Below are 24,716 nucleotides of genomic sequence, written 5' to 3'. Positions count from 1 at the left end.
ATAAATTTAAGGATAAGATATCAAAATGCATAAGTATTTATGGTGGATATTGGTGCTGTTAGGCGGGTGTCAAAATAGCGCAAATATAGCGAACAAAAGTACAGTGACTAACAATAGTAGGTTTGAGCGCTTTAGTGATGTTAAACAAGAGACCTATCGTGCGATTGACTGGGTATCTGATGGCACATTCACCGAGGGAATTGAAGGTCCAGCGGTTGATAGTAACGGGGTTTTATATGTGGTCAATTATACGCAGCAAGGCACGATTGGGGCTGTACAAGATAAAAGTGATACAAGGCTTTGGGTGACTTTACCCGAAGGTAGTATTGGCAATGGCATTCGCTTTAATCAGCATGGTGACATGTTTGTTGCTGATTATGCCCGTCATAATATCTTAAAAATAACGCCACAAGGTGAAGTGTCGGTCCATGCTCATGAGCCATTGATGAACCAGCCAAATGATATTGCAATACGTGATGATGGGGTAATTTTTGCGAGTGATCCAAACTGGGCTAATGGTCGAGGTCAACTTTGGCGAGTAGAAACCGATGGTCAAGTTACCTTGCTAAAAGCTGATATGGGAACGACCAATGGCATAGAGGTGAGTCCTGATAATAAAACCTTATATGTGAATGAAAGTAAGCAACGACGCATATGGGCATTTACACTCAATGAACAAGGTGATGTGAGTGATAAGAGGTTGTTTTATCAGTTTGTTGATCATGGTTTAGATGGTATGCGCACTGACAGCCAAGGCAACTTATATGTTGCACGATATGGTGCGGGTGAAGTGGCGGTATTATCACCCAAGGCGATGCTTTTACAGACAGTGCGATTAAAAGGTAGGCATCCAACCAATATCGCATTTGGTGGTCAGGACGGTAAGCAAGTGTTTGTAACAATGCAACAACGGGGAGCGATTGAATCTTTTTACAGTGAATATGCAGGGCGTGCTCATACATTGCATTAATCTTGTATACTTGTCGCAGGGCATAGGAGTTATTCACGGTATTATAGGAATAATTCCAGGTATCAAATAAATACATATTCTTTTTAAGGGAACACAATGATTGAACAAGGGCAAAATTTACCTGCAGCGACACTTAGCCAGCTAACAGACGAAGGTATGGTAGAGCACCAAGTCACAGAGTTATTTGCAGATAAAACAGTGGCTTTATTTGCAGTGCCGGGCGCTTTTACACCGACATGTTCTGCGGCACATTTACCGGGCTATGTGGTACTGGCTGATCAGCTTAAAGCCAAAGGGGTTGATATTATTGCTTGCGTATCAGTGAATGATGCATTTGTTATGAAAGCATGGGGTGAGGCACACAATGCATCAGAATTAATGATGCTCGGTGATGGTGACGCAAGCTTTACTCAGTCTTTAGGGTTGGAAATGGACACCGCTTCATTTGGTGGTGTTCGTTCACAGCGTTATGCCATGATCATAAAAAATGGCGTTGTTACTCAGCTTAACGTGGAAGCACCTAAAACATTTGAAGTCAGTAAAGCTGAAGCTATTTTAGCGGCGCTTTAATATCGCCAAATATCGATATTTTTTAAATGGGCACTCTGTGCCCTTTTTTTGTAATGCGCATTATTAAATGGATCAGTCACACATCGTGTAACATTCTTAACGACACCTGCAACATAGCCTATGTTAAAGTCACCTAATAAAGGAACTAAAATAGGCCTAATGCAATAATGATTGAAATTACTAATTTAACAAAGTATTTTGGTGACAACTGCATTTTCGAAAATTATAGTCGTACTTATTCTTCACAAAAACTCTGTATCGAAGGCAATAATGGCCTCGGTAAAACCACGCTTTTTACGATAATAGCTGGACTCGATAGGTTTTACTCTGGACACATTATACTCAATGGTCAGCAACACACTGAGTTGCAAAACCAGGTTGCTTTAGCGTCGGATAAAATTGTTTTTCCCGAATTTTTAACTGCCCAGAAAGTACTCGCGATGACAGCATCCAGCTGGCAGTGTGCTTTACCTCAAAAACTGATAACTGATCTGTGCTTTGATACGTTTTTAAATACTCGTGTGGAAGATTTATCGTCCGGCAATCTAAAAAAATTACAGCTTATCAATGCGGTGATGCGTAATACTCCTTACTTAATTTTAGACGAGCCAAGTGCTGCACTGGATAAACGAGGGCTTGATGTGGTTTTGGAGTGGCTCAGCATCTACTCTGGCCAAGTGCTTATTAGTAGCCATGAACCTCAACCTTTTTTTGATATTGGCTTTGTTAGTCAGTCGCTTAAGAAAGTTTAAGTACAAGGGGCTAAACAGATCATGATGGCACACTTCTATCAATATCGATACCAGGCCTTTAAGGCTGAACTCAAAGAGTTAGTAAAACAACTTAATCAATTTATTTTGATGATCACAACGCTATTTTATATCTTCTTACCGGGGTTAATTGCGTCACTGTTTTTTGGCTTAGGTAAGATTGTTCAAAGTGACAGTGCACTGGTGAGTATTCAAGTTGCATTTGCTTATTTACTGCTGCAAACCCTATTAATCACGGTTCTTAAACCTGCCATTTTAGATAGTCGGCATCGATGTTTTCAAATTAGTATATCACCCCGTACCAGGCACCAATATTTGGCTGATATCGTTTTATTATTAGCAAGCCATGCCTTACTTATCACAACAATGATATTGGCTTTAGCTATGGGACCACAGAAGCTAAGTCAGGCACCACAGCTTTTACTGTTTATGCTGACTCAAGTGAGTTTTGCCGTCGGGCTACTATATCGACCGCAAGCAGTGATTTGGGCGCTATTTATCGCGTTTATTTCCCTGTGGTGGACATCATCTATTATGCAATTTTTAGTCGGTATTAATCTTCTATTGGGTGGTTGCTGGTTTATACCTAAATTACATACCCCTAATCTGACGTATTCAATCAATATATGGTCATTTTGGCTTTACTATGCTTTGGCGCATTATTGGGCGTTAATTTGGCGTGCTACAGCGACGTTTTTAGTATTGTGGGCAGCGATGATCATTCAAACGATGCGACCTGATTTATTACACTGGTACTTGTTAGCTGCGGTACTTATTAACCAGCTTTGGTGGTCAACATTAATGATTGAAACCAACCAACAGCTACAAGAAACACGCTTATTTTGGGAGTCATTAGGTAAATATAAAAAGGTTTTTCGCGTGCAAGCTGTATTAATATCAATGATATGTATTATTTTATGGTGTGGTTCAGGTCTTTTGCTGGGCTTTGATATTTATATGAGTGGTGCTTTACTGTGTGTGCCTATACTGATGTACTGTGCAGCATATAAACCTAAATTAATAGCAGTTGCATGGGCTGCCAGTTCAATAACTTTGTTTGTAATAAAAGTGATTACTTAGCCAGTTTTAAGCCTTAGAGTGCAATATGACCGTAAACAAGCCAGCATATGCTGGCTTGTTTAGGGTTGGGTTAAACTGTTTTATCTTGCTTTATTGTTTATGCAGCGTCTACACCTTGAGCAGCGGGTTTGGCTGCTTGGCCGGCCATTAACTCGCTTGGATCAAAGTCATCGACATTGATCACCGCAAGGCGCTTAGCTTCAACTTCAGCGAGTTGCGCGGCTTCATCTTCATTAAGAATATTTGCTTCAAGCCCCATTTTGGCGACTTTGTCTAATTGTGTGAATGGTAGCTTTTGCCCTTTCGCACGGCAAACTTTGTCAAATAGCGGTTCTACAGCAAGAATATCTTTTAATGTCTGTTCTTGTTTGCCAATTAAGTTCAAGGGTTCATTGGTTAAATAAATATGGGCAGCCAGTCTATCTCTTGATTCATTTGGTGTTTGTAACAAATGCGCAAGTTTGTGTTCTAGCGTGTCGGTTGGTTTACGAATCGGTCTACCAAACGGGAATAAGACCAGCTTTAATACAGCACGTAATGGTGCTGATGGCATATTGTTTATTAAGTCAGCCAAGGCACGTTGACACAAGTATAAGTGCTCCTGACAGCTCCACTGTACAAATGGTAAATCTTCTTTTTTACGACCTTCATCGTTGTAACGCTTGAGTGTTGCAGAAACAAGGTAAAGATAACTTAATAAATCACCTAGTCGCGCAGATATACGCTCTTTTCGTTTCAATGAGCCACCAAATACAGCCATACAGATGTCAGACATAAGCGCTAAAGAGGCGCTATATCGACTGGCGTTGCGATAGAAAACGGCTGTTTCATCGTTGTAAGGCACTTTGGTAAAGCGCGCCCCTGTTAATGCTAGCCATTTGGTACGCACAAGGTTCGATATGGTGAAGCCGATATGGCCCATTAAAGATGAATCGAAACTGTCTAAAGCGGCTTGTTTATCTGTCATACCAACCGCATTGAGTTCAGCAAGTACGAAAGGATGACAGCGAATGGCACCTTGTCCGTATATGATCATGTTGCGGGTTAAGATATTTGCGCCTTCAACCGTAATTGCAATGGGCGCGCCTTGATAGCCTCTTCCCAAGTAATTATTAGGTCCAAGACAGATCCCTTTACCACCATGAATATCCATAGCGTGCATCGTTGAAGTACGCATTTGCTCTGTTAAGTGGTATTTCAATATTGCAGAGACGACTGAAGGCTTTTCGCCCAAGTCAACCGCGCCGGTAGACATGGTGACAGCCGCGTCAGTGCTGTACGCATACCCAGCTAATTTCGCCAGTGACTCTTCTACACCTTCCATTTTACCAATTGGAAGCCTAAATTGACGACGAATACGGCTATATGCACCACTTGCTAATGCCAGTGATTTTATACCACCGGTTGAGTTTGATGGCAGAGTAATAGCACGTCCAACAGACAAGCACTCAACCAACATGCGCCAACCTTGGCCTGCCATTTCAGGCCCACCTATGATGTAGTCAATTGGGACAAAGATGTCATCGCCTTGCGTCGGACCATTTTGAAATGGCACGTTCAATGGAAAGTGGCGGCGACCAATTTTAACGCCTGGGGTTGTGGTTGGGATCAAAGCACATGTAATGCCCGGCTCTTTATTATCACCTAACAGTCCATCAGGGTCTCTGAGCTTGAATGCTAACCCAAGTACGGTTGCAACAGGGGCTAGTGTAATATAACGCTTATTCCACGTTAATCGAATACCGAGTGTTTCTTTTCCTTCCCATTCCCCTTTACAGACTATACCAAAGTCAGGAATTGCTGATGCATCAGAACCAGCTTCCGGAGATGTGAGTGCAAAGCATGGGATCTCTTGACCTTTAGCAAGTCGAGGAAGGTAATGGTCTTTCTGTGCTTTAGTACCATAATGCTGAAGTAGTTCACCTGGTCCGAGAGAGTTAGGCACGCCGACGATAGAAGATAGCAAGGTTGATTTACTGGTTAGCTTTTGTAGTACGCATGATTGCGCGTAAGCAGAGAATTCAAGCCCACCATACTGTTTCTTAATTATCATGGCGAAAAACTTATTGTCTTTTAAGTATTGCCATACATCCTGTGGTAAGTCGGTCAGTTCATGAGTTGCTTTCCAATCGTCTAGCATCGCACAAACTTCTTCAACCGGGCCATCTAAGAAAGCTTGTTCTTCAACGGTGAGTCTTGGTTTTGGATATTGGTGTAATTTATCCCAATTAGGGTTACCACAAAATAAATCTGCTTCCCACCAAGTTGTCCCTGCGTCGATGGCTGACTTTTCAGTATCAGACATCGTCGGTGTGACTTTTTTAAATGCTTTGAATAAAGGGGCAATAACGTACTGTTGGCGAATGTTCGTAAGAGATAATGGCACAGCAATAGCTAAGAAAATTAACCATGAAAGTGCACCAAATGCTCCAGAGAGCGTGCCGATAAGTAATGTTACAGCAGCCACACCAACACAGGTGTTCCAGCTAGCCCTATGATAGCTTGCTGCGCTGAGTAGAGCGAGCAATGCCAATGTAAATATGAGTGTCATTTTGTTCTTCCTTATTAGAGGTCTGACCACCTATTAAGACTAGCGGCTAAGGCAAATATTTACAAGAGAAAATATAAGGACTTTAAATTTGATTATTTAATGTGAATCATTGATTGTTGCGCCCAGTGTATGCCCCGCTTTAAGCAATAAAAATACGAGTTAGCATGATTTATGCGATGAGGATCATGGTCTATATAAGACGTTCTATTGTGTTTTATTTGTATATTTAAAGTTGTATTTATGTTGTTTTGATCTATTTTTAAGTGAGTCATATATCAGGAAGGAACCTAAAATGATGAACACTACAATTTCAATTTCTTTATCTTTAATCGCAACATGGATGTCTTTTAATATCTACACGCCTGCCGTTTTTGTTAGCTTGTTCTTTTGTCTCGTGAGTGCATATTTTGGCTACCATCGCTGTGTATATACTGCATTGTTTATTGCGTTTAGCAGTATTACAGCCATCCTTATGAGTCCGCTTATTTTGTTGCCAGAGCAAAAACAAGCCACTTTGATGGTGTTAATACTTATTATTGTTATGTTTGTGGGGATCGGAGCTGGTGTTCATAAGTTAAAAGGGCATTAAGTTATATCTACGTGTTGTTGGCACTCGCATTTGCTAAAGGCTTAGGTATACAATATGGCGCAAAGTGCGTACTTGGGAACAACAGATGAAGATCCTTGCAGATCAAAATATGCCATTGGTAGAAGAGTACTTCTCAGATTTAGGCGAAGTAAAGCGTTTTGATGGTCGCAACTTAGCATCAGAAGCGCTAAGGGGTGTGGATGTGTTATTAACGCGTTCGGTGACCCAAGTAAATAAAGATTTACTCAGTGAAGCGAATCAACTTAAGTTTGTCGGTACAGCCACAATCGGAATCGATCATATTGATACCGAACTGTTGGCCCAGAATAATATTGCGTTTAGCAGTGCACCTGGTTGTAATGCGATAGCTGTCGCGGAATATGTGATCAGTGCTTTATATGCTTATAGCCAAGAAACAAATACCAAATTAGCTGGTAAAACATTAGCTATTATTGGCGTTGGTAGTATTGGGCAATGTTTACATGACAAATTATTGGGCATGGGGATCGAACTGGTATTGTGCGACCCGATCCGTTATGAAAATGGTACGCTTAACGAGCATATTGAATTAGATACCGCGTTAAGCAAGGCTGATTTTGTGACGTTTCATGTGCCTTTAATTAAAAGTGGTGAACATAAAACGCATCACTTGCTAAACGCTGAGCGCATCAACAAGCTAAAATCTGGCATGGTTGTTATTAATGCCAGCCGAGGTGAAGTTATCGACAATCAAGCGTTGTTAACTGCATTAGACTCTGGGAAAAAGTTAGAGCTGGTATTAGATGTATGGGAGAATGAGCCCAATATACTGACTGATTTGCTCTCTTATGTGAGGTTTTCGAGTGTACATATTGCTGGCCATACTCAAGAAGGCAAAGCGCGTGGTACGCAAATGTTATATCAAGGTGTTTGTCGTTTATTTGATGTGCCAGCAACCAAAACATTGGCTGATTTCTTGCCAATTCCGGCGCTTACTAAATGTCAAATAGAGCAAACATTAACCGAACATGATTTAGGCAGAATAGTCCACTTAGTATATGACATTCGCCGTGATGATGGATTGTTACGGGCGAACTTGCAAAACCAAGGTTTTGATAGCCTACGTAAGAATTATCCACCACGTAGAGAGTTCAGTACGCTGAGTATAGAAAACCGCAGTGAGCATGGTGCTATGTTAGCGCAGCTTGGCTTTAATGTAATAGAAAAGAATGAGGAATAACATGTCGCAAAAATTTAATGTGGCAGTACTAGGCGCAACGGGACTCGTTGGACGCCAAATTATTGAAACTTTACAAGATAGAAAATTTCCGGTTGACCAACTTTTTGCGCTTGCAAGTAGTCGAAGTGCCGGTGAAGACATTGATTTTCGTGGCGAAAAAATTGAAGTCATTGATGTTGAAAAGTTTGATTTCTCTCAGGCACACATAGGTCTATTTTCAGCAGGCGGTAGTGTGTCAGAGAAATATGCTCCGATCGCGGCTGAAGCGGGTTGTGTGGTGATCGATAATACATCACATTTTAGATATGACTTTGATGTGCCGTTGATAGTGCCTGAAGTTAATAAAGACAGTTTAGCCGATTTTCGCAATCGAAATATTATTGCGAACCCAAACTGCTCAACTATCCAAATGATGGTTGCTTTAAAGCCGATATATGATGCATATGGCATAGATAGAATTAATGTATCTACCTATCAGGCTGTGTCAGGTGCAGGTAAAGAAGCCGTTGATGAATTAGCCAAGCAAACGGCTAATTTAATGAACGCTCGCCCGATGGAAAATAACATATTTACCAAACAGATTGCGTTTAACGTTATCCCACAAATCGATACTTTCCAAGAGAATGGCTACACCAAAGAAGAAATGAAAATGGTGTGGGAAACGCAAAAAATATTGGGTGATAGCAGTGTATTGGTTAACCCTACCGCCGTAAGGGTACCTGTATTTTTTGGTCATGCTGAATCGATTCATTTAGAAACACGCATGCCACATGATATTGAGCATATAAAACAATTGCTTAATGAGGCGCCTGGCGTTGAGTTTATTGAAGATGAGCAAGATTACCCAACGCCTGTGAGCGATGCCAGTGGTAACGACACCGTATATGTTGGCCGTTTACGCCAGGATATTTCGCATCCTCATGGTTTAAATTTGTGGGTTGTATCGGATAATACGCGCAAAGGTGCTGCCACTAATAGTGTGCAGATCGCTGAAGAGCTGATAGAAAATTACTTGTAATTCATTGGCTTATTAGCATAAAGCTGCTGAGCGGCAGCTTTTTTCCTCCATAGTATAATTTCACGCCAAAGATTTGACCTTTTGAAAACTAAGTAGTTTTCTCTCTCATCATAAACTATTATAAGCATGTTAAATTTCAATACGTTGCAATGGATATTCGTAGACAACTGGTTTATAGTTTGCAATTGGAATAGAGCTTGCAAAAGCTACCCTTAGCATTATTAAAATGTTTGGCGAGATGCTGAACAATGTACAGAAAGGATCAACATGCGCGGTTTTGTCTTTTTTTGTATCTTTGCGTCTGCATTGATCACCATGCCAGTTCTTACGCAAGAGGCTGCCCAAATTAAAGGGCCTAAAGGCGCAGATTATGGCATGCAAGGCCGAACTATAGGGCCAATAAAACCTTCCGACACTTTGTGGCGTATTGCTAAAAAGGTGCGCAACGACGAGTCCGTGACTATTTATCAAGTCATGAGTGCATTTTATACAAAAAATCCAGATGCTTTCTTAGATAAAAACCTAAACCATATGCGTGACGGTGCCTATTTGCGTATTCCAACCTTGGGTGAAATGCGTAAAGAAAATCCTGTGTTTGCGAAGCAAAAGTCGGATCAAGATGATGCGTTATGGGAAATGAAGAAAAATGGCATGCTTGATAATGACACGATTGAGCAAGCCCAGAAAAAAGTGACTCAAGCGCGAAAAGTTGATGTAGAAGAAGCAAAAGTCGAATTAGCAAATAGACTCAAATCTTTGCAAATGGATCAGGATTCCAAGTTATTAGAACTACAAAATCAATTTAAAAGCTCAGTTCGTAACGTTGAAGATATTCTTAAAGAAAACAATAAACTTAAGCAGAAACTCGGCGATATCTCAGATGAATTGAAAAATGTTCAGCAGCAATTGGGTCAAGATAGCCAAATACAACAACAGCTTAAGTCACTGATCGATTTACAAAACGAATTATTAGCAGAACAAGCAGCGCAAAAGCAGCAAGATTCGGGTATGAGCGGTGAATCGCTGATGTCTAACCCGATTATGTTGTTGTTGATGTCAATATTACCAGCCTTACTTGCAATTGGTGGTGTCGTCTTTTTCTTGAAAAAACGTAATAAAGATGAAGCCGCTGATAGTAGTGGAGAGGATGATTTCTTACCTCAAACCCCGGTTGCAGCTGATCCTCTTGACCTCGATATAGCACCAGCCGCCGCACCGGAACCAATTGATGAAAGTGTCCAGCTCGATGATGATATGTTACCAGAAGACGATGACATCATGTTTGACTCGTTGGAAGATGATGCTTTTGAAGAGGGAAATGACACATTAGATCAAGATGAGCTCGATGGTTTACTCAGTGACGACATTGTATTTGATGATGAAACTGATGAGCTTGATAGTGGCGATGATCTTGATGATTTCTTACAACAAAACTTTGATGAACCAGATGGATTAGGTGACGAAGTTGCATTGGATATAGAGCAAGACTCCGGTGATATTTTAAATGACGGAGACATTGACGATCTATTCAACGAAGTATCAAGTGCTGATGATAGTAATGACGATGAACTTGATATTAGTGATGATGCGCTAGCTGCTTTAAGTGAGGAGCTCGCTGAAGACTCACAAGAAGATGTAGATATAGATTCAATTTTAGATGAGACGTCGAGTGAACCTGATGTTGACTCCCTGTTAGAGTCTAACGGGCAAGAAACTGTTGAATCGTCAGACAATTTAGATCTGGATGATATCGATAGCTTGCTAGATGAAGCTGGCAGCAGTGATGCGAAAAGTGAAGTGGAAGATTTCGATATCGATGATATTGATGGGTTATTGGACGAAGTTGCGACGGAATCTGACGATACCTCATCTGAAGATGAATTTGATATTGATGATATCGATGGTTTGATTGATGAAGCAGCACCTGAAGCACAAGCGCCATCATTAGAAGAAGAGTTCGATATTGATGATATCGATGGTCTGATTGACGAAGCAGGCTCTGAAGAGGAAGCCTCATTACCTGAAGATGAATTTGATATTGATGATATTGACGGCCTGATTGACGAAGCAGGCTCTGAAGAGGAAGCCTTATCACCTGAAGATGAATTTGATATTGATGACATCGATGGTCTGATTGATGAAGTTGCCCCTGAAGTGGAAGAGCCTTCTTTAGAAGAAGAGTTTGATATTGGTGATGTCGATGGGCTGATTGATGAAGTGGCCCCTGAAGCGGAAGAGCCTTCTTTAAAAGAAGAGTTTGATATTGATGATGTCGATGGGCTGATTGATGAAGTGGCCCCTGAAGTGGAAGAGCCTTCTTTAGAAGATGAGTTTGATATTGGTGATGTCGATGGGCTGATTGATGAAGTGGCCCCTGAAGCGGAAGAGCCTTCTTTAAAAGAAGAGTTTGATATTGATGATGTCGATGGGCTGATTGATGAAGTGGCCCCTGAAGCGCAAGAGCCTTCTTTAGAAGAACTAGATAGTGATGACATCGATGGCTTATTGGATGAGGCTGGACCAGAAGTTGAATCGCCATCATTGGAAGAAGAGTTAGATAGTGATGATATCGATGGTCTGATTGATGAAGCTGAACCTGAAGCGCTAGCGCCTTCTTTAGAAGAAGAGCTTGATACTGACAATATCAACGATTCGGTCGAAGAAGCAGATGAATTAGTTACGTTAGTTGATGAAAGTGAGCCTGATGCTGCAGACACAGACGTTGCAGCAGAGCCCGAGTTAATAGAAGAGACCGATGAGTTAAGTGATGACGACCTAGGCGTAGATGAACTTGATGCGTTGGTTGATGAAGATGAGTCTGAGCTTACTGACACTGAGTTAGACGTTGCAGCAGAGCCTGAATTAATAGAAGAGAGTGATGAGCTAGGTGATGACGACCTAGGCGCAGATGAACTTGATGCGTTGGTAGATGAAGATGAGTCTGAGCCTACTGACGCAGAAACAGGCACTGACTTAGGCGTTGCAGCAGAGCCTGAATTAATAGAAGAGAGTGATGAGCTAGGTGATGACGACCTAGGCGCAGATGAACTTGACGCGTTGGTTGATGAAGGCGAGCCTGACCTTACTGGTACCGAGTTAGATGTTGCAGCAGAGCCTGAATTAATAGAAGAGACCGATGAGCTAGGTGATGATGACCTAGGCGTAGATGAATTTGATGCGTTAGTTGATGAAGATGAGTCTGAGCTTACTGGCACTAACACTGGCACTGACTTGGACGTTGCACCAGAGCCTGAACTAATAGCAGAAACCGATGAGCTGGATATTGAAAATATCGATGGCTTGTTAAATGAACCTGACGATGAATTTGACATAGAAGAGATGGATGAATTACTGAGTGGCAATGAAGATGCTACGACCACAAGTAATTTATCTGATGATATTGCAGGTGATCTGCTTGATGAAGTTGATGATGAGTTGCTATCAGAGACAAATCAACATGCGCACAATGACAAGGCGTCCTTAACAGAAAGTGATTTTGATATTGATGACTTGGACTCTCCAGATAATGGGTTCCAAGCGGACACGATGCACGTGCCGTCTGAAGATGACAGTATATTGCCTACATCAGAGTTTGAGGGTGATGATAAAAAGAATGGCCAGAGTATTGATGAACTTTTAAATGCACTCGATGATTCAGGTGACTCTGAGTGGGATGATGAGTTAGCTGATGGAGACGAAATTGATTTAGGCGATGACCCATTGTTAGAAGGGGCTGACTTATCTGAGATAGAAGAGTTTGACGAGCCAGACTTAGTGACACCAAGTGCAGAGTTAGATAGTTATCCAGAGTTAGAGTTAGATAGTGAATTTGATGAGACGCCTTTATCGGCAAGTGAGACGGAACAAGCGCTGTCTGATGCACTACAAAATAAAATGGTATCTGAAAATGCATTAGAAGGTGAATTAGATGACTCTCACGGTGACGATGACTTGGATTTGTCATTCGAAGATGACGAAGCAGCCCCCAACAAAAATGTCATAGACGATACTACGTCTGTTGAAAATGAACAGGCTGAGCAAAATATAGAAGATCTTCCTGAGTTTAATGAGCAAGACGCTCTTGACTCTATGGATGACGAGTTAGAAGAACTTAGTGCATCAGAATTTGAGTCTTTGCTGCAAGCAGAAGATGATCTCCCACCGCAACAGGAAGCAAATCTAAATACAGCACAAGAGTTAGCGGGGATCGCTGAATCTTCGGAACTTGAAGCCCAAAGTGCCGACCAGGCCTTCTCGTCAGAGACGGAGGAGCCACTAGAAACGCTTCCTGAATTTGATGAACAAGCTGCGTTGGATGCTGTAGCCGATGAGCCAGAGCAACCTCTTGAAGTTGAAAATGAAGTAGAAGATGAACTGGATGTTGACTCAGCGCTTGAAAATACCTCAGAGGGTGACTTTGAGGAAGAAGCGGTTATTGAGCCCTCAGAGCTTGATACGCAAAGTGCTGACGAAGAGATAAACCTTGAGGCTGAAGAGCCGATTGAAACGCTTCCTGAATTTGATGAACAAGCTGCGTTGGATGCTGTAGCCGATGAGCCAGAGCAACTTCTTGAAGTTGAAAATGAAGTAGAAGATGAACTGGATGTTGACTCAGCGCTGGAAAATATCTCAGAGGGTGACTTTGAGGAAGAAGCGGTTGTTGAGTTCGCAGAACTTGATACGCAAAGTGCTGACGAAGAGATAAACCTTGAGGCTGAAGACCCGATTGAAACGCTTCCTGAATTTGATGAACAAGCTGCATCGAATGCTTTAGCCGATGAGCCAGAGCAACCTCTTGAAGTTGAAAATGAAGTAGAAGATGAACTTGATGTCGACTCAGCGCTTGAAAATACCTTAGAGGATGACTTTGAGGAAGACGCGGTTATTGAGCCCTCAGAGCTTGATACGCAAAGTACTGATGAAGAGATAAACTTTGAGGCTGAAGAGCCGATTGAAACGCTTCCTGAATTTGACGAACAAGCTGCGTTGGATGCTGTAGCCGATGAATCAGAGCTGCCTCTTGAAGTAAAAGACGACGTCGAAGAAGAAGTGCTTATTGAGCCTGAGGAGTTAATAGGTACTGACGCTGTAGTTGAAGCCCCGCTTCCTGCTAACTTAGCCGATGCGCCAGAGTTTGAATTTGAGTCTGAGGATCACGAGGGTGATACTTTACAAAACTCACCAGATGAGTTTTTATCGCAACTTGATGAGTTGAGTGAAGCACAAGAAGCTGCTGAACAAGGGGTTATTGATGAAGCGGCCATTGAAAATGAGTTTATGGCAAACTTATCGGATACAGATTTCGATTCATTGCTTAATGATATGGTTGAACCTGAGCCGGTCAATATCGCTGAGTTAGATGATGTGGACGTGGATTTTGCATCACTATTGAATGATGAGCCAGACACCGAGATAGAAGAACTACCTGAGCTCAGCGACGACGAAGAAGATCAATTTGTTGATATAGACGATTTATTGTCGCAAAGTGATGATTTAGAACCACAAGATGAGCCATATAACGACGCGGATATGGATGTGGGCTTAGGTGACTTTGATGAGTTTTTAGCAGGTGATAATGCCACTGATGTTGACTTAGAAGCCGATGGTTTTGCCGCCAAATTAGATCTGGCACGTGCTTATATTGAAATTGAAGATTATGACGGTGCGATGGGTGTGATAAAAGAGGTCTTAGATAAAGGTCCTGAATCAGTCCAAAGTGAGGCACAAGCTTTACAGAGCAAACTAATTTCTTAATCTCACTCGAGAATACATTGAACTACTCAATAAAAATGACGTAACACCTGACGTCATTTTTGTTTTCTTAATGCACTTTTTCTATCAACATTGTGTTTGCGCATAACTGTTATCCTAATAAGAAATATCTTATGTATGATGCAGCAAGCTTTTATTCGTGCGTGCAATCGCATAAAATGCACGGCTATTAAACATAGAGGTAAGAGTCAGTATGCGCGTAGCAATGGGAATAGAGTATAACGGGGCAAATTACAGTGGTTGGCAGCGTCAGCCCCATGTAAATAGTGTGCAGCAAGAAATTGAAACAGCATTATCTCGTATCTGTAACCATAAAATTGATATTGTATGTGCAGGGCGCACTGACGCTGGTGTACATGCCACTGGCCAAGTTGTGCATTTTGATACGCACGCAGAACGCGATATGAGCGCCTTTACGTTAGGCCTTAACTCTATGTTACCCGATGACATTGCAGTACGTTATGCACAACAAGTTGACGATGAGTTTCACGCTCGTTTTAGTGCGACAGCAAGAAGGTATAGATACGTGATTTATAATCATGCCTATCGTCCCGGTATATTACGCAGTGGGGTAACGCACTTTCACCATCCACTTGATGAAACATTAATGCAGGCTGCATGTCCTGCCATGTTAGGCGAGCAAGACTTTACCTCGTTTAGAGCTGTGCACTGCCAATCAAATACGCCATTTCGCAACATTCATCATTTAAGTGTTGAACGAGTAAATGATTATTTAGTTATTGATATTAAAGCGAATGCATTTTTGCACCATATGGTGCGAAATATTACAGGGTGCTTAACAGATATTGGTATGGGTAAACAGTCACCAGAGTGGATGGCAGAACTATTAACACTTAAAGATCGTACCCAAGCTGGTGCGACGGCAAAACCAAATGGCTTATATTTGGTCGATGTAGACTATCCACAAAAGTGGAACATACCTTCGACTTCACTAGGGCCGTTATTTTTACCGAATAAAGATATTGAATAATTAGCTAATTGACTCGTCATTAACAATAGTACCTTTATTGAATGATTTGCAAAAACACATATATGAAAGTGAGTGTAGAGCCATAACAGTGCTAATTTGAAAAATAGTGCGAACAATGTTAATGATAATAAACATAAGTAAATTATTATTGATTTGTTTGTTTTAGCTCGTATTATGGTGCGACTACTAAGACCAGTTTTTTATACCGTTGTAGACAAAATCATGTTTTAATTGAAACAGTTTGTCTGTACTTGCAGACGTCGCGACACAGAATTAGCACAAGAGAGTTGCAAATGAGTTGGTTAGAAAAGATCTTACCTAAAACAACAAAAGCGTCAGGGAAAAAAGAAATCCCTGAAGGTGTATGGGCAAAATGTTCATCATGTGATGCTATTTTATACAAAGCAGAACTTGAAAAGTCATTAAATGTTTGTCCTAAATGCGATCATCACATGCGCTTGAGCGCCCGTAAACGTTTAGAATACTTTCTAGATGATGCCGACCTTCAAGAAATTGGTGCTCAGCATGAGCCGCAAGATGTCTTGAAATTCAAAGACTCGAAAAAATATTCAGATCGTATTTCATCAGCGCAAAAAGTCAGTGGTGAGAAAGATGCGTTAGTTGCGATGACAGGGCGCTTGAAAGGAATGCCTGTTGCTGCAGTATCATTCGAGTTTGCCTTCATGGGCGGTTCAATGGCGTCAGTTGTTGGCGCACGTTTTGTGGATGCGGTGAATCAAAGCTTAGAACATAATATGCCATTGGTATGTTTCTCTTCTTCGGGTGGCGCTCGAATGCAAGAGGCACTTATGTCTTTGATGCAAATGGCAAAAACAAGTGCAGCATTGGCAAAAATGAGTGAGAAAGGTTTACCGTTCATTTCAGTATTAACTGATCCGACTATGGGTGGTGTATCAGCATCACTTGCGATGTTAGGTGATATTAATGTTGCTGAGCCTAAAGCGTTGATTGGTTTCGCGGGCCCACGTGTTATTGAGCAAACGGTACGTGAAACTTTACCTGATGGATTCCAGCGTAGTGAGTTCTTACTCGAGCATGGTGCGATTGATATGATTGTTGACCGCCGAGAAATGCGCGACACATTAGCACGTATACTTGCTAAGTTTATGGACTTGCCTTCGACTGAACAAGAGCATAGAGTAGCGTAAATTTTTTAAGTTTAAGTTACGAATATGACAATTCAGACACCTAGCCAATCGTCAACCCTTGATGATTGGCTTTGTTATTTAGAAAGTGTACACCCGGCTAACATCGAAATGGGATTAGAGCGGGTTCAACAAGTTGCACAAGCCATAGATTTACTCAATACCCCCAGTAAAATCATTCTTATTGCAGGCACTAATGGTAAAGGAACCACGGCGCGTTGTATGGAGTCTATTTTACTAGCGCAAGGTTACAATGTCGGCACCTATGCTTCTCCCCACCTAGTTCGATATAACGAACGTGTGAGAGTGAATGGCAACGAGTTACCAGATCAAGTGCATGTAGATGCCTTTCATCAACTTGAACAGGGTCGTGGAGACACGGCGCTCACATATTTTGAGTATGGTACTTTAGGCAGTTTAGCTATTTTTAAGCGCTTTGCCGTTGACTATATTTTACTTGAAGTGGGCTTAGGTGGCCGTTATGACGCGACGAATATAGTCACACCATACGCAAGTGTGATCACCACCATAGATTTAGACCATAAAGAGTATTTAGGTGATACACGCGAATTAGTCGGTTATGATAAGGCTGGTATCTTTCGTAAAGACACCCCAGCCATTGTTGGGGACTTGAATATACCTCATACAGTTACAGACTATGGTGTGGAAGTAGAAGCAGACTTGATTTTGTCGAAACGAGACTTCTTATATATTCCAACAGAATCTGGTTTTAGGTGGATTTACCATGACCTTGATTACGAATTTACCAAGCCGTCCATTCCTGCTCAGAATGTAACAACAGCCTTGACTACCTTGGCAACATTGAATTTATTGCCATCAGAAGCTGTGATAAAACACTGTTTGTCAGAATTAAAAGTTGAAGGGCGCTTTCAGCAATTGAGTGAGCAACCGAAAGTTTTTACTGATGTTGCACATAACCCTGAGTCAGCGCGCTATTTAGCCCAGAAGTTGACCGACTTTAAAGCACAAGGCTTTAAAGTTCATGCATTAATCGCTATGCTAGCGGATAAAGATAAAGTGAGCGTTATCAATGAAGTGGTTGATTTAGTCGATGTATGGACTTGTGCTTCATTAGAAGGGCCTCGCGCAGAGTTAGGCACAAATTTACAATCATTGGTACCAAACACAAGACCTGTGTTAGTTTTTGATAGCGTAAAAGAGGCATTAGTTCATACGTTGCCAGCGTTAGATGATAAAACGGTATTAATTATTTTTGGCTCATTTTTTACGGTGGCGCAAGCCATTGCATATTTTGAATAAGTAGAGAGTAATAACGTGAACTCAGGATTTATTAACCGTCTAGTAGGAACAAGTATCGTCGTGGTTGCGGCAATAATTTTTATTCCCAATATTCTTGATGGTGAAAAGGTTCACTATAAAGATGGCTTCAAAGCGATACCTGAACGTCCTGAGTTTACGACAGTCGATTTAAAAACAAAAATAGACCTAGAGGCTGAGAATGCGCCAGAAGTTCAGGGGGATGTTGTGGAGACGATAAGCCCTGATGACGCGTTATTATTAGATACTAACGATACTACTGAACTGGTCGATAAAGCGGATTCTCGTAGTAATGACAGTGATATCGTGGATGAGCTGGCTCCAGCACTCGCCACGCAAACCACAGAACAACATACAGACACCAAGACACAGCAAGAGACGCCGCCTAATTCAGTTGAACCATCAACAGTGGTCACCGAGGTTTCTAAAGCGAAAGAACCCAAGCGTGCACCGACCTCTAACTTAACTAAAATGGCCTATGTTATTCAATTAGGGAGCTTTTCACATAAACCTAATGTAGATGCATTGGTACAAAAGTTGAAAAAGAGCGGCTTCAAAGCATTTACGCGCCCGGTTAAAACGCCGAATGGTACATTAACAAAAGTGTTTGTTGGTCCCGACTTAGATAAGAGTAAACTTGAGTCTAAGCTTGCAAAACTGAAAGAATTGACCAAATTGAATGGCCGACTTACTCAGTTCAATATTGCAAAATGATCTGGTAATTGCCTGTCGGCTCTTATAGAATGCGGCCCAAATTAACGACTTATTGGTTATTATGATCTGGGTTGATTACGCTATTCTCTGTATTGTCGGTTTATCGACATTATTTGGCTTACTTCGTGGTTTTGTTAAAGAAGCTATGTCGTTAGTTGTGTGGGTCGGCGCATTTTTTATTTCCAGTTTCTTTTATCAATATCTAGCAACCTTCCTCACTTCCATTTCAGAACCCCTTTTAAGAAATGCAGCCGCGATTGCCATATTATTTATTGCGACCTTGATGTTGGGTGGGTTTGTTAACTATATCTTAGGTGAGCTCGTGCAGCGCACGGGGTTATCTGGCACCGATCGACTCTTTGGGTTCGTATTCGGTGGTTTACGAGGTGCTTTGGTCGTCAGCGCCTTATTGTTTTTTCTGGATGCATTCACTAGTGCGCCTGGCACGCAGTGGTGGTCAGCATCTATTTTGATCCCTGAATTTGGCTTTGTGATAGAGTGGTTTTTTACCTACCTTGAGCATAACTCCAGCTTTTTAAATTCAGTAAACCGTTAATCGGCGAGGAAAATTTCATGTGTGGTATCGTTGGGATAGTCGGAACATCTCCTGTAAATCAGGCGATTTATGATGGCTTAACTGTTTTGCAACACCGTGGCCAAGATGCTGCTGGCATTATTACCATTGACAACAATACGTTTAGTTTACGTAAAGCAAACGGCTTAGTAAAAGACGTGTTCCATACGCGTCATATGAAGCGTTTACAAGGTAATATCGGGATTGGGCATGTGCGTTACCCAACTGCGGGCTCATCAAGCTCTGCGGAAGCGCAACCATTTTATGTGAACTCTCCGTTTGGTATTGGCCTTGCGCATAACGGCAACTTGACCAATGCTGAAGCACTTAAAGAACGTTTATTTACCACGGCACGCCGTCATGTAAATACGACGTCAGACTCTGAGATTTTATTGAATATTTTGGCGCATGAGTTAGGTAAGCCTAACAAAATGAAGCTTGATGCCGAAGATATGTTCAATGCTATCTCTGAAGTAAACGAGCAAGCAACAGGTGGTTATGCAAGTATCGCAATGATCATCGGTCACGGTATATTAGCGTTTAGAGACCCTAATGGTATTCGTCCATTGGTGTTTGGTAAGCGTGAAACCAGCAATGGCGTTGAATATATGTTTGCGTCAGAAAGTGTCGCACTGAAAATTGATGGTTTTGAGTTTGTGCGGGATGTAGCGCCAGGCGAAGCGATTTATGTAACTGAAAGTGGTGAATTTCATTCAAAAATCTGTGCAGCTAAAACACAGCATGCACCTTGCATTTTTGAGTTTGTTTATTTTGCTCGCCCAGATTCAGTGATGGACAATATGTCTGTTTATGCAACTCGTATGAACATGGGCACTAAATTAGGTGAAAAAATCGCAAAAGAGTGGGCTGATAAAGACATCGATGTGGTTATTCCTATTCCTGAAACATCTTGTGATGTTGCACTAGAGATTGCGTCTGAACTTAAGTTACCTTACCGTCAAGGTTTTGTAAAAAACCGCTATATTGGTCGTACCTTCATCATGCCAGGGCAAGAGCTGCGTAAAAAGTCTGTACGCCGCAAGTTAAATGCCATCGATAGTGAGTTCAAAGGTAAAAATGTATTGTTGGTTGATGACTCTATCGTCCGTGGTACCACATCAGCACAAATAGTTGAAATGGCGCGTGAAGCCGGTGCAAAAAATGTGTACTTTGCATCAGCGGCACCAGAGGTACGGTTCCCTAACGTATATGGTATTGACATGCCATCTGCTGCAGAGCTTATAGCCCATGGCCGTGAGCTAGAGGACATCAATGAGAGTATTGGTGCCGATGGCCTTATCTATCAGTCATTGAGCGATTTGATTGCTGCTGTTGGTAAAGAAAACCCTGATATTAAAGTGTTCGAGACATCAGTATTTGATGGTGAATATATCACAGGTGATGTTGACCAAAACTATTTGAATCGCATCGATGCTTTACGAAATGACTCTGCCAAGTCAACGCGTGAGCAAGCAATGTCATCTGGTTTAGAGCTGCACAATCAAGAGACCAATGAAGACGAGTAACCACCTCGTAATTGACATAGTGTAGTCACAAAAAAGGAGCGATAATTCGCTCCTTTTTAAATTTAGGATAAAAGCAAGGGGCATCGAATACGTTACCCCTTAATTAAATGTAGGACTAATTATGCCATTGGTCCACAATATTGCTGTTGCTGCTAGTATGATCACCAACAGTATCAAGCCACATGTCACTACAGAGCTGGCGTAAATAAACCCGCGCTCTTCAGGAATATGCATAAGTATAGGCACACCGGTATACAGTAAATAAACAGAGTAGGCCAACGCAAGCATACCGGCCGATACCACAAACCATAATTCTGGGTAAAATGCTGAAAATGCCGACATAAACATGGGCGTCGCAGTATATGCAGACAGCTCCAATGTTTGGGTAAAGGTGGGTTTAGCACCAAAAGTGACCGCCATCCAATGTGCCAAATAAGAAAGTGCAAAAATGCCAAGGATCAATGCCGTGTACATTGCAATCCCGATGAGTAATGCGCTGTCGTGTGTTAAGTAAACTGCATCACCAACTCCAATTTCCCACCCTAAATGCACGGAAGAGTAGTACCCCATAATACTTGGAATAAGTGCTATAATCGCAATATGAGACAGGCTATATTTCACGCTTTCATGACGGTTGTCTATTGTTTGCCATTCTTCTAACGGGTGAGCGTACAAGCCCCATAAATGGTTAAAAATCATTTTATGCCCCTTCTTGTTGTCTGTATTATTTTTATACTGCTCAATTAATTTATGAGGGATTGCTCAATTTTTGTCAAGAAAAGGTTAAACTTTCGTCTAATTGAAAAGTATTAAATACTTTGAAATATAGCGTTCTCATATTCTGAAATAACCAATCGTGACGTAGGGACATGGACTCCAGAAGGCCGACGAGCTTGTGGTATAATTTAGGTCACGGGGTTTAAGCGTTGTTATTTTCCTGACCTTTTGAAAAGACATGTAAACTTTGGACGAGCTACTACACCCAATTAAGCAATTTTTGCAGTGTGAAACACCTCAAACTTGGATTGACGTTGCCATTGAACCAGAAAATTTATCAATCGTGTTAATTGACCATTTGATATGTGAGCAAAAGTGTATATTGCGCAAACGATAGGATGGTGGCTTAAATAAGAATAGTTCAATCTTGATGCCTGTATTAAACGAAGTAATTTACAATGTATTTGTATTTCTTCGCTAATCTAAGTTTATCGCATGCATGTTTAGTTTCTCTAACCTAAGTGTTTGATTGGTATTTTAAATTTCGCTTGATAAAGTATTAGGTATTCCTTTTTTGTTGTGCCAACATCCACTTTAATTTAAATTTAACAAGGGTGGAGTTATTGTGAGCACCGCATTTAGCTACGTAAGACTCAGTTCACTGGGTCAAGCAGATTGAAGTCCAGGGCTTAATTTTGAATATCAATACTTAGGCTTTAACCGTAAGAAGTCTGGAGATCATGCTCAGTGTTGTCGTCTATTTAACAAGAATATTCAAATGGCATTCGGGATTCCAAGAGATAGAAAACTTATGTCGATAGATAAAACAGAAAGAGTTCTTCATTCACCTAACGAGGCATCTGTGACATACTGATTACATTATAAATATTCTAATAGTTTACTTTCATCATGGATGACGTTGTAAGGCTTTTCAAACGCCTCAAAAACTTTCTAAAACCAAGTGAAGCTAGTGAAGCTAGTGGAGAAGTTCACCAACAATTTCAAAGTGTAGATGAGCTTCTTGATATGTCTAAACACTGGGATGGCTTTAAGCGTGAAAACGCAGTCTTACGGCTAGGAATGCTCGGTAACCCGTTAGCAATATCGCACTTGCTGACTCGTGCCAACGATTGGGTTCCTCAAGTTCGTGAAGCTGCTATTAAGTCTTTGAGCAAGCTAGTCACCAATGAGAATATTGATGTAATCATAGAATGCCTTCCTCAAATATATCACCTGAGAAACTGCGGTAGAGCAAACCACGAACAGCTTATTAGCGTAATCGAGAAGCTGTTATTAGAGCCACAAAATACAGGTAAGCTGATTGAAAACATAAACAGTCAGAATAGCTATGTCGCTCGCTTATGTTTGAGTTTAGCAATTGACAATGAAGTGATAGATGTATCAGAACTGCTGTCTATAGCGTTTGCAAGCCGCGATGTTTTGGTTAGGGCTAATGCCTTTAAATGGGCTGAACTAGAGTATCCATCTGATCTAGCCAAATATCATAAGCGTTTGCTTAAAGACTCGTTCATGCCCATTCGTAAGGAATCGCTCCGGCAATTACTCTCTGGTGCCGACGCTATTGAAATAGCTGAGTATGCTCTGCTTGATCGCCACTCTTCAGTCAGGGAGCTTGCATTAAAGCATTATCTTGAAAGAGGTAAAGACGCAGTAACTTTTTATCGACTTAAACTCACTGAAGGTTCAAAAGGAAAGGCTGCTATTTGGGGGCTTGGCTTTCTTAATAGCTATGAAGATCTTAATCATATTAGATCCTTTTTTGAAACAGGTGCTCCGTCTATAAGAAAACAAGCTCTTAACAGCCTTTTGAAGCTGGATTCTCAAAACAATGAATTATATCTGATCAGGGGACTAAAGGATTCATCACCTTCAGTCTGTAAGGAAGCCGCGAGGTTAATTGTTAAAACAATACTCCCTCTCTGTGCTAATGAGCTTATGCAAATAATAGATGAGTCGGAGTATACCCATACTACACTCTCATGTGTCGCTTTATCCCATCAAATCAACAAGTGGGAAAGGGTTGTTTTCTTACTGTCATTGCTAATAAATGAAAGAGCATTGTCAGCCCTTAAAGAGGAGCAAGTTGAAGCTGAGCTAGGAATTTGGAATGGTGACTACAATCGTTCCTTTAGTCAGCCGACTAAGCAGCAAGTAGCCGAAATTGAAACCCTGATGGGAAACCCGCGTGTAAGTAGAGTTAGTAAGCAATTTGATTGCTTGATTCATGCGGTTAAATCAATGGGTATAAGCAAGTCGATATTGAGTCGAAAGGAATTCTAGTGAAGACGCTAAAAGAGTTGATTCAAGATACAATGCATGAAGGCATGATTGTACCCGAACCTATAGAAAAATTGCTTGACTGGATTGAGAGCAACGGCTTTTGTGAAAACACTGAGTACGGAAGAGTTGGCTACCTCTATCCAGATAAAAAACTAAGAGACAGTTGGACTGATGGCGAGCGAAGCGGCGGAACTTTGATAGGATTTTACGCTGAATCAGAAACTGATTCATACCACTTTGTTAATGAAGAGACCAAAGGAAGGGTTAGCACCTTTGCTAGAACTGGAGGTGATGGCTCTGTCGCAGCATTTTGGTTAGATGATGAAGGACAGCAACACATAGTTCATGTTGGTTCGGGTTCAGGCTCTACGTTAGCTTGTGTTCTTGCATCAGACCCTGTTGATTTTTTGAGGCTAATAGCAATAGGTTACGATGAGATTTGTTGGAACGAAGACTTTGCACTGACAGCGCCTGAAAGCTATGTGAGAAATGAGTTCAATGTAACACCAAACCTAAAGTTTCAAGATTGGCTTGTACACGAGTTTAATACAACGATTCCTAAAATTGGATTGGAAGTTGTTAAAACACCAGCAGAATTTGGGGATGTGGATTCATGTGATGCATTTTGTCGTTGGCTAGAAGACAATGATTAAAAAGATTCTTTATACTGTTGCTGGCTCTTACGTCTTAATTTGGTTTGTAATGGTCAACTAATTTTGGCCACAGTTTTAGAATCTTTATATCTTACTTCAGACTCATTTGGTGCTAGGCCAGCATTATAGTGATGCGGCCTAACGTAGTTGTAATATTCATTTATATAATCGCTAATACTGTATTTAGCTTCTTTAAAATTCTGATAGCCAACTGTTGGCATCCATTCTGTTTTAAA

Annotated in this window: 20 protein-coding genes; 17 read left to right on the top strand and 3 right to left on the bottom strand. The window is 41.3% G+C overall.

Annotated features, from left to right (window positions below; translation table 11 throughout):
- Nucleotides 1-25: 25 nt before the first annotated feature.
- The 4 genes from BGP78_RS00480 to BGP78_RS00465 all read left to right on the top strand — a co-directional run bounded on the left by BGP78_RS00480 (nucleotide 26) and on the right by BGP78_RS00465 (nucleotide 3,390).
- A complete protein-coding gene (locus tag BGP78_RS00480; RefSeq protein WP_119859572.1) occupies nucleotides 26-970 on the top strand; it encodes an SMP-30/gluconolactonase/LRE family protein in 945 nt (314 codons plus the stop codon).
- Between the two features lie 96 nt (nucleotides 971-1,066).
- Nucleotides 1,067-1,540, top strand: coding sequence for a peroxiredoxin (locus BGP78_RS00475; RefSeq protein ID WP_119859571.1), 474 nt, complete (start codon nucleotides 1,067-1,069; stop codon nucleotides 1,538-1,540).
- Nucleotides 1,541-1,707: 167 nt separating this feature from the next.
- Nucleotides 1,708-2,292, top strand: coding sequence for an ATP-binding cassette domain-containing protein (locus BGP78_RS00470; RefSeq protein WP_119859570.1), 585 nt, complete (start codon nucleotides 1,708-1,710; stop codon nucleotides 2,290-2,292).
- A 21-nt stretch (nucleotides 2,293-2,313) separates the two neighbouring features.
- On the top strand, nucleotides 2,314-3,390 hold the full coding sequence (locus BGP78_RS00465; protein ID WP_119859569.1) for a DUF6136 family protein: 1,077 nt from the start codon (nucleotides 2,314-2,316) through the stop codon (nucleotides 3,388-3,390).
- Between the two features lie 97 nt (nucleotides 3,391-3,487).
- Here the strand turns inward: BGP78_RS00465 and fadE are convergent, their stop codons facing one another.
- A complete protein-coding gene (fadE, locus tag BGP78_RS00460) occupies nucleotides 3,488-5,941 on the bottom strand; it encodes an acyl-CoA dehydrogenase FadE (RefSeq protein WP_119859568.1) in 2,454 nt (817 codons plus the stop codon).
- Between the two features lie 292 nt (nucleotides 5,942-6,233).
- Between fadE and BGP78_RS00455 the strand changes: the two genes are divergently transcribed.
- The 10 genes from BGP78_RS00455 (at nucleotide 6,234) to purF (ending at nucleotide 20,809) form a co-directional block, all read left to right on the top strand.
- On the top strand, nucleotides 6,234-6,530 hold the full coding sequence (locus BGP78_RS00455; RefSeq protein ID WP_119859567.1) for a DUF6419 family natural product biosynthesis protein: 297 nt from the start codon (nucleotides 6,234-6,236) through the stop codon (nucleotides 6,528-6,530).
- 85 nt (nucleotides 6,531-6,615) lie between these two features.
- Entirely contained in the window at nucleotides 6,616-7,749 is a 1,134-nt protein-coding gene (locus tag BGP78_RS00450) for a 4-phosphoerythronate dehydrogenase (RefSeq protein ID WP_119859566.1), read from the top strand.
- A gap of 1 nt (nucleotide 7,750) precedes the next feature.
- Entirely contained in the window at nucleotides 7,751-8,767 is a 1,017-nt protein-coding gene (locus BGP78_RS00445; protein ID WP_119859565.1) for an aspartate-semialdehyde dehydrogenase, read from the top strand.
- 267 nt (nucleotides 8,768-9,034) lie between these two features.
- Nucleotides 9,035-14,521: a FimV/HubP family polar landmark protein gene (locus BGP78_RS00435; RefSeq protein WP_119859563.1), complete on the top strand. Its 5,487-nt coding sequence runs from the start codon at nucleotides 9,035-9,037 to the stop codon at nucleotides 14,519-14,521.
- Nucleotides 14,522-14,732: 211 nt separating this feature from the next.
- The gene (gene truA, locus BGP78_RS00430; RefSeq protein ID WP_119859562.1) at nucleotides 14,733-15,530 is read left to right on the top strand and encodes a tRNA pseudouridine(38-40) synthase TruA; all 798 of its coding nucleotides are present in this window, start codon (nucleotides 14,733-14,735) and stop codon (nucleotides 15,528-15,530) included.
- A 293-nt stretch (nucleotides 15,531-15,823) separates the two neighbouring features.
- On the top strand, nucleotides 15,824-16,699 hold the full coding sequence (gene accD / locus BGP78_RS00425; protein ID WP_119859561.1) for an acetyl-CoA carboxylase, carboxyltransferase subunit beta: 876 nt from the start codon (nucleotides 15,824-15,826) through the stop codon (nucleotides 16,697-16,699).
- 24 nt (nucleotides 16,700-16,723) lie between these two features.
- Nucleotides 16,724-17,977, top strand: coding sequence for a bifunctional tetrahydrofolate synthase/dihydrofolate synthase (gene folC / locus BGP78_RS00420; RefSeq protein WP_119859560.1), 1,254 nt, complete (start codon nucleotides 16,724-16,726; stop codon nucleotides 17,975-17,977).
- A gap of 15 nt (nucleotides 17,978-17,992) precedes the next feature.
- On the top strand, nucleotides 17,993-18,709 hold the full coding sequence (locus BGP78_RS00415) for an SPOR domain-containing protein (RefSeq protein WP_119859559.1): 717 nt from the start codon (nucleotides 17,993-17,995) through the stop codon (nucleotides 18,707-18,709).
- A gap of 61 nt (nucleotides 18,710-18,770) precedes the next feature.
- Nucleotides 18,771-19,265: a CvpA family protein gene (locus tag BGP78_RS00410; protein ID WP_119859558.1), complete on the top strand. Its 495-nt coding sequence runs from the start codon at nucleotides 18,771-18,773 to the stop codon at nucleotides 19,263-19,265.
- Between the two features lie 17 nt (nucleotides 19,266-19,282).
- Nucleotides 19,283-20,809 carry an amidophosphoribosyltransferase gene (gene purF / locus BGP78_RS00405; RefSeq protein ID WP_119859557.1) on the top strand — a complete coding sequence of 509 codons (1,527 nt, stop codon included), beginning with the start codon at nucleotides 19,283-19,285 and terminating at the stop codon, nucleotides 20,807-20,809.
- 99 nt (nucleotides 20,810-20,908) lie between these two features.
- Here purF and BGP78_RS00400 read toward each other — a convergent pair whose 3' ends face one another.
- Nucleotides 20,909-21,508 (bottom strand): Yip1 family protein, encoded by a 600-nt coding sequence (locus tag BGP78_RS00400; RefSeq protein ID WP_119859556.1) that lies wholly within the window; start codon nucleotides 21,506-21,508, stop codon nucleotides 20,909-20,911.
- 265 nt (nucleotides 21,509-21,773) lie between these two features.
- Between BGP78_RS00400 and miaE the strand changes: the two genes are divergently transcribed.
- The 3 genes from miaE (at nucleotide 21,774) to BGP78_RS00385 (ending at nucleotide 24,480) form a co-directional block, all read left to right on the top strand.
- Nucleotides 21,774-21,923, top strand: coding sequence for a tRNA isopentenyl-2-thiomethyl-A-37 hydroxylase MiaE (gene miaE / locus BGP78_RS00395; protein WP_404936032.1), 150 nt, complete (start codon nucleotides 21,774-21,776; stop codon nucleotides 21,921-21,923).
- Nucleotides 21,924-22,435: 512 nt separating this feature from the next.
- A complete protein-coding gene (locus BGP78_RS00390; protein ID WP_119859555.1) occupies nucleotides 22,436-23,827 on the top strand; it encodes a HEAT repeat domain-containing protein in 1,392 nt (463 codons plus the stop codon).
- Complete coding sequence (locus BGP78_RS00385; protein ID WP_119859554.1) at nucleotides 23,827-24,480, top strand: SMI1/KNR4 family protein; 654 nt, start codon at nucleotides 23,827-23,829, stop codon at nucleotides 24,478-24,480. Before BGP78_RS00390 ends, BGP78_RS00385 begins: the two co-directional genes overlap by 1 nt.
- A gap of 53 nt (nucleotides 24,481-24,533) precedes the next feature.
- Here BGP78_RS00385 and BGP78_RS00380 read toward each other — a convergent pair.
- Nucleotides 24,534-24,716: IS3 family transposase (locus BGP78_RS00380; protein ID WP_147386044.1), on the bottom strand; the 183-nt coding region annotated here is incomplete at its 5' end.

This window comes from Pseudoalteromonas sp. MSK9-3 (assembly GCF_003590335.1).
Classification (GTDB): Bacteria; Pseudomonadota; Gammaproteobacteria; order Enterobacterales; family Alteromonadaceae; genus Pseudoalteromonas.
Note: the sequence above shows the minus strand (reverse complement) of the source record. Positions and strands in the feature narration are given on the sequence as shown.